Origin of the sequence: Actinophytocola sp. (genome assembly GCF_045807065.1) — a bacterium.
Classification (GTDB): domain Bacteria; phylum Actinomycetota; class Actinomycetes; order Mycobacteriales; family Pseudonocardiaceae; genus Actinophytocola.
In genome coordinates this window covers 1-5,334 of the sequence record NZ_JBJMIE010000242.1, presented here as the reverse complement: position 1 = coordinate 5,334, position 5,334 = coordinate 1, and the positions used below count along the sequence as shown (strand labels likewise).

At 70.8% G+C, this 5,334-nt stretch carries 5 protein-coding genes; 2 read left to right on the top strand and 3 right to left on the bottom strand.

Annotated features, from left to right (window positions below):
- Positions 1-388: flavodoxin-dependent (E)-4-hydroxy-3-methylbut-2-enyl-diphosphate synthase (locus ACJ73U_RS14220; protein WP_407778075.1), on the top strand; the 388-nt coding region annotated here is incomplete at its 5' end.
- Between the two features lie 6 nt (positions 389-394).
- Here the strand turns inward: ACJ73U_RS14220 and ACJ73U_RS14215 are convergent.
- A complete protein-coding gene (locus ACJ73U_RS14215) occupies positions 395-769 on the bottom strand; it encodes a hypothetical protein (RefSeq protein ID WP_407778074.1) in 375 nt (124 codons plus the stop codon).
- Positions 770-1,112: 343 nt separating this feature from the next.
- Between ACJ73U_RS14215 and ACJ73U_RS14210 the strand changes: the two genes are divergently transcribed.
- Positions 1,113-1,760 carry an SEFIR domain-containing protein gene (locus ACJ73U_RS14210; protein ID WP_407778073.1) on the top strand — a complete coding sequence of 216 codons (648 nt, stop codon included), beginning with the start codon at positions 1,113-1,115 and terminating at the stop codon, positions 1,758-1,760.
- A gap of 235 nt (positions 1,761-1,995) precedes the next feature.
- Here ACJ73U_RS14210 and ACJ73U_RS14205 read toward each other — a convergent pair whose 3' ends face one another.
- Both ACJ73U_RS14205 and ACJ73U_RS14200 read right to left on the bottom strand, forming a co-directional pair.
- The gene (locus tag ACJ73U_RS14205; RefSeq protein WP_407778072.1) at positions 1,996-2,931 is read right to left on the bottom strand and encodes an aldo/keto reductase; all 936 of its coding nucleotides are present in this window, start codon (positions 2,929-2,931) and stop codon (positions 1,996-1,998) included.
- A gap of 44 nt (positions 2,932-2,975) precedes the next feature.
- A complete protein-coding gene (locus ACJ73U_RS14200) occupies positions 2,976-5,285 on the bottom strand; it encodes an ATP-binding protein (RefSeq protein ID WP_407778071.1) in 2,310 nt (769 codons plus the stop codon).
- Between the last annotated feature and the right edge of the window lie 49 nt (positions 5,286-5,334).

The following is a 5,334-nucleotide window of genomic DNA, read 5'->3' as shown; positions in this document are numbered from 1 at the left end:
GGAGGAGGTCAAGGTCGGTATCCAGATTTTGCAGTCGTTGAACCTGCGGCCGCGGAAGTTGGAGATCGTGTCGTGTCCCTCGTGTGGGCGGGCGCAGGTGGATGTGTACCGGTTGGCTGAGGAGGTCACGGCGGGGTTGGCGGGGATGGAGATCCCGTTGCGGGTGGCGGTGATGGGGTGTGTGGTCAACGGCCCCGGCGAAGCCCGCGAAGCCGACCTCGGTGTCGCCTCGGGTAACGGCAAGGGCCAGATCTTCGTCAAAGGCCAGGTCATCAAAACCGTGCCCGAACACCAGATCGTGGAAACCCTCATCGAAGAAGCCATGCGCATCGCCGACGAAGCCGGAGAGGTCACCGAAACCGGCTCGCCGGTCGTGACGGTGAGCTGAACCGGGTTACGTCGGCTTCGCGGCGTCCCGCCTGCCGACCTCGTGGACCAACCGGCTGAACGAGGCCCCGAACGCGCCTACCGGCACCTGGACCCCGTTCATCGTCACCAGGTGCTTCGGGTCACGGACCGTCATCGCGACCGTCAGCGCGTGCATCACCTCGGCGCCCTGCTGCTCGCCGAAGAGGGTGTGGGCGAGCTTCACGACCGCACCCCTCGGCCAGCGGCTCAGCTCGTTGACGGGCTGCATGAACTCCGGGCGGGTCCGGTAGGCCCCCGTTGACCAGGCACGCCAGGAGCTTTCCGGGACGCAGTCCGGCATGCCCTTCCTCGCCGCGGGTGCCGTCCGCTCGGAGGCCGCACGAGCGTCGCTGGAAAACACCTGTCCGACCATTTCCCAGGTCGCGACACTGTAGCTCACAGCCCGTATCGGTTCCGATTCGAAGTGCACAAAGAACAAGGTAACTAGAAGCAGCCCCAAACACAACCAAGCAAATCAACAGAATAGATGGCCCATTGGGGCATGTAATGAGTTGTTGAACAACGCGCCGCTACCGTGCGTGCCCGTCGACGGCCCCTAATGGCCTAGCACATGGTCAGATTCTGATCATCCGCGTCCGTCAGGGCACTGCTTTCCCGGTATGGCCGTCCGCGGCGGATTCGCCCAGGGTGAAAACCTCGTACTCTCGGCTGACAGGCCATGGCACGGGATACCGGGAGACGCGATGACAGTGAGGCCGCCGACGGTGTTCGTCTCCTACGCGCACGAGTCCGACGAGCACAAGGCGCGGGTACTCGCGTTCGCCACGTTCCTGCGGGACACGGCCGGGGTCGCGGCCGTGCTCGACCTGTGGTCGGCCGCCGCCAGGCAGGACTGGTACTCCTGGACGATCCGGGAGATGACCGAGGCCGATTTCGTCCTCGTCATCGCGTCCGAGGGCTACCGGCGCTGGGGGGACGGCCGCGGGTCGAACGGCGAGCACCGGGGTGTGCAGTCGGAGGCCGCGCTGCTGCGGGAGCTCGTCTACGGCGACCGGGCCGCGTGGCTACCGAAGATCCTCCCGGTCGTGCTGCCCGGGCACGACATCGACCAGATCCCGTTGTTCCTCCAGCCCACCACGGCGAGCCACTACCGGGTGGACTCGTTCACGGTCGCCGGCGCCGAGGACCTGCTGCGGGTGGTGCTGGGCCAGCCCGGACACCTCCCGCCGGAGGTGCGCGCCGAGCGTCCTGTGCTGCCACCGCACTCCGGCGGACCGGAACAGCCGGTGAGCCAGCACGAGCCGGGCGGCCGCGTCGTCAACCAGATCACCGGCACCGTCACCGGCAACGTCGTCCAGGCGGAGACCATCCAGGGCGACCTCCACTTCTGAAACCACCGAACGATGAGCGGCGACAGCCCGGCTCCCGGCGACCGGGCACGCGCGACGAGGTCGACGGCGTGGTGCCGGGGACCGTGGTGCGGGCGGACGCGGGTTCGGACCCGACGGCCGGCGGATGGAGACGGCGGAGGCCGAGTTGCTGACCTTCCGCCGCGTTACCCGCTCGCCGTTGGTCTCGGCGCTGCTGGTTCAGCGCCGCTGGTTCAGCGCCGCTGGTTCGGCGCCGTCAACTCTCCTGCGCGGATGCCGTGGCCGCGGTCAGCTCGTCGGTCTCCGTGGGGGTCAGGGTCAGGGTGGCGGCGGGCAGGATCTGGGTGAGCTGTTCGGTGGTGCGGGCGCTGGCGATCGGGGCGACGACCCGCCGACGGGTGCGCAGCCAGGCGAGCGCGATGGCGGCCTGCGTGGTGTCGTGGGCGGCGGCCACCTCGTCGAGCACCGCGAGGACCGCCGCGCCGCCGCGGGCGAGGTAGGCGCGGGCGCCCTCGGCACGTGGCGACTCGACCTCGCCGCCGTCCGGGCGGTACTTGCCGGTCAGGAAGCCCTTCGCCAGCGCGAAGTAGGGCAGCACGGCCAGGTCCCACTCCTCGGCGACGGGCAGCAGCGTGCGTTCGAAGTCGCGTTCGACGAGGTTGTAGTGGGGCTGCAGGACGGTGAACTCGGCGAGGCCGTGCTCGCGCTGGAACCGCAGGGCGGCGGTGAGGCGTTCCGGCGTGTAGTTGGAGGCGCCCAGGTGGCGCACCGTGCCCGCCCTGACGAGTGCGTCGAAGGCCCGCAGCGTCTCCGATAGCGGCGTCGTCTCGTCGTCGAAGTGCGCGTAGTACAGGTCGATGTGGTCGGTGCGCAGGCGTTCGAGCGAGGAGTGCGCCTCGTGCTTGATCGTCTCCGCGCGTAGGTTGCGGAAGGCGCCCTCACCCCCGCCGACCTTCGTGGCCACGACGACCTCGTCGCGGTTGCCCCGGTCGGCCAACCAGCGTCCGATGATGGTCTCGGAGCGGCCGTGCTCGACGAGGTAGGAGTTCGCGGTGTCGACGAAGTTGCCGCCCGCCTCGGTGTAGGCGTCGAGCACGGCGCGGGAAGCGTCCTCGTCGGCGGTCCAGCCGAACACGTTCGCGCCGAGGCAGACGGGAAAGACGTCGAGGTCAGTACGGTCGATAGCCACCATGCCACCCACGTTAGCCACGATCGCGTCGCTCGGCAGTGCGGCGCCTACGACGCCCGCAGGTGCGCCTGGACCTCGCCGGCCCGCGGGTCGTGCAGGTCCTCGAAGATCGCGAACGCCTCACGCAGGCGCTCCTCCCCGCGCTCGTCGTCCCCGTTCTCCCGCATGGCCTTTCCCATCTCGTACAGGCTCTGGGCCTCGCCGTGGCGGTCGCCGATCTCGCGGCGGATGGTCAGCGCCTGGTCGAAGTGGGTGACCGCGGCCGCGAGCTGGTCGAGGTCGAGGTGGACGACGCCCAGGTCGTGGATGGCCCACGCTTCGCCGTACCGGTCGGGCATGGCGCGCCGGACCTCGATCGACCGGCGCAACCAGTCGATGGCCTGGTCCGCGTCGCCCAGCTCCCGGTAGGTGGTGCCCAGGTTGTGCAGCGTGACGCCCTTCCCCCAGACCTCGTCGATGCGCGCCCAGATGTCCAGCGCGGCCCGGAACCAGGTGACGGCCTGCTCGAACTGGCGGAGGTCGCGGTGCGCGGACCCCAGGATGTTGAGCGCGATCGCCTCACCCCACTCGTGGCCCAGCTCCCGCCAGCGCGCGCAGGCCCGCTCCAGGTGCGCCACGGCCGCGCGGTACTGGCGCAGCTCGTAGTTGACGGCGCCGAGCCCGGTGAGGATCGCGGCCTCACCGAACGGCTCACGGCCGCGCTCCGCCGCGGCGAGACCGATCTCGTGGGTCGTGATCCAGTCGTCCCAGGGTTTGCGGACGTAGCAGTAGACGGTCATGGCCACCGGGATGCGCCAGGCCACGTCGTCGTACCCGGCCTCGGCCGCCTGCCGCGTCGCGGCGGTGAGGTTGGCCCGCTCCAGCTCGAACCAGTCCAGCGCCTGCTGGTAGGAGTCGACGGCCGGCAGCTCGCACGCCGTCGGGTCGAGCGGGACGCGCAGCCGGGACGGGGAGAACGCCCGGTCGGCGGCGTCCGCGGCGTGCAGGTACATCTCCAGCACCCGCCGGACCGCGGCGGCGCCGTCCTCCGCCGCCTCGTTCTCGGCGACCTGGCCGGCGGCGTAGTCGCGCAGCAGGTCGTGGAGGCGGTAGCGACCGTCCGCGCCGCGTTCCGCGAGGTGCGCGCCGGTGAGGACGTCGAGCAGCCGGGTGGCCTCGGCGGTGCCGACGCCGGCGAGGGCGGCCGCGGCATGGATCCCGAAGTCCGGACCCGCGTGCAGGCCGAGCAGGCGGAACAGCCGGGCCGCGTCCGCGGGCAGCGCGTCGTAGGACCAGGAGAACACGACGCGGACGTTCATGCTCCGGTCGTTGTCGGGCGTCGCCAACAGGTCCAGCCGGTCCCGGGTGCTGGCCAGCTGGCCGGCGACCTCGCTCAGCGAGAGTTCCGGGCTGGACAGTGCCCGCTGCGCGGCGACCCGCAGCGCGAGCGGGAGGTACGCGCAACGCCGGGCGATGTCCACCGCCGCGGCCGGTTCGGCGTGGACCCGGTCCTGGCCGAGGATGCGCCCGAGCAGCTCCACCGCCTCCTCGGTCGGCAGTCGGTCGAGGACGACCTGCAGGGCGCCGTTGCCGGCCACCAGCCCGGGCAGCTCGCGCCGGCTCGTGACGACCACGACACAGCCCGGCGACCCGGGCAGCAGGGGCCGCACCTGCTCGGCCGACACCGCGTTGTCCAGCACCACCAGCATCTTCCGGTCCGCCAGCAGCGACCGGTACAGCGCGGCGCGTTCGTCCTCGTCGCCCGGCACCCGCGCGGCCGGCACCCCCAGCGCCCCCAGCACCAGCGCGACCGCGTCACCCGACCGCCGCGGCTCGTCGGGGCCGTAGCCGTGGAGGTTCACGTAGAGCTGACCGTCGGGAAAACGCTGTCTCATGCGGTTTCCCCACGAGACCACGAGCGCGGTCTTGCCCACGCCCGCGGTGCCGCCGATCGCCGTGATCACCACGGCGCCGGCTTCCCCGCGCGACCTGTTCAGCTGGCGGGTGAGAATGTCCAGCTCGCCGCCGCGCCCGACGAAATCGCCGACCGTGGCGGGCAACTGGCGGGGCGGCGGCTGCCGCCATTCCTTCCGGCCGTCGGCGGCATTATCGGATTTCTGCCTCCTGCGGCGGGCGTGCTGTTGCGCGCGGTTCACCTCGACCCACGCGGCGCGCCACCCCTCCTCGTCGCCACCGCACACGTCGACGATCTTGACGACCGTGTCCAGCCGGGGAAAGTGCTGGCCCGTCAACGCATCCTGCACGGTGCTCTTCGACAGGACCGTCTTGCGCGCCAGGTCCCGCACGCTGTAGCCGGACCTGTCGGCCAGCTGACGGAGGCGGTCGGCGAATTCCTGTGGAGTGTCGGCATCGCCCATGGTCAACGCGTCCGAAGTTGTCCGAAGTTCTTGGCGGTCATCTCGTCGT

Coding starts and splice junctions, on each gene's coding strand:
- ACJ73U_RS14210 (WP_407778073.1), top strand. CDS start 1,113: ATGACAGTGAGGCCGCCGACGGTGTTCGTCTCCTACGCGCACGAGTCC.
- ACJ73U_RS14205 (WP_407778072.1), bottom strand. CDS start 2,931: ATGGTGGCTATCGACCGTACTGACCTCGACGTCTTTCCCGTCTGCCTC.
- ACJ73U_RS14200 (WP_407778071.1), bottom strand. CDS start 5,285: ATGGGCGATGCCGACACTCCACAGGAATTCGCCGACCGCCTCCGTCAG.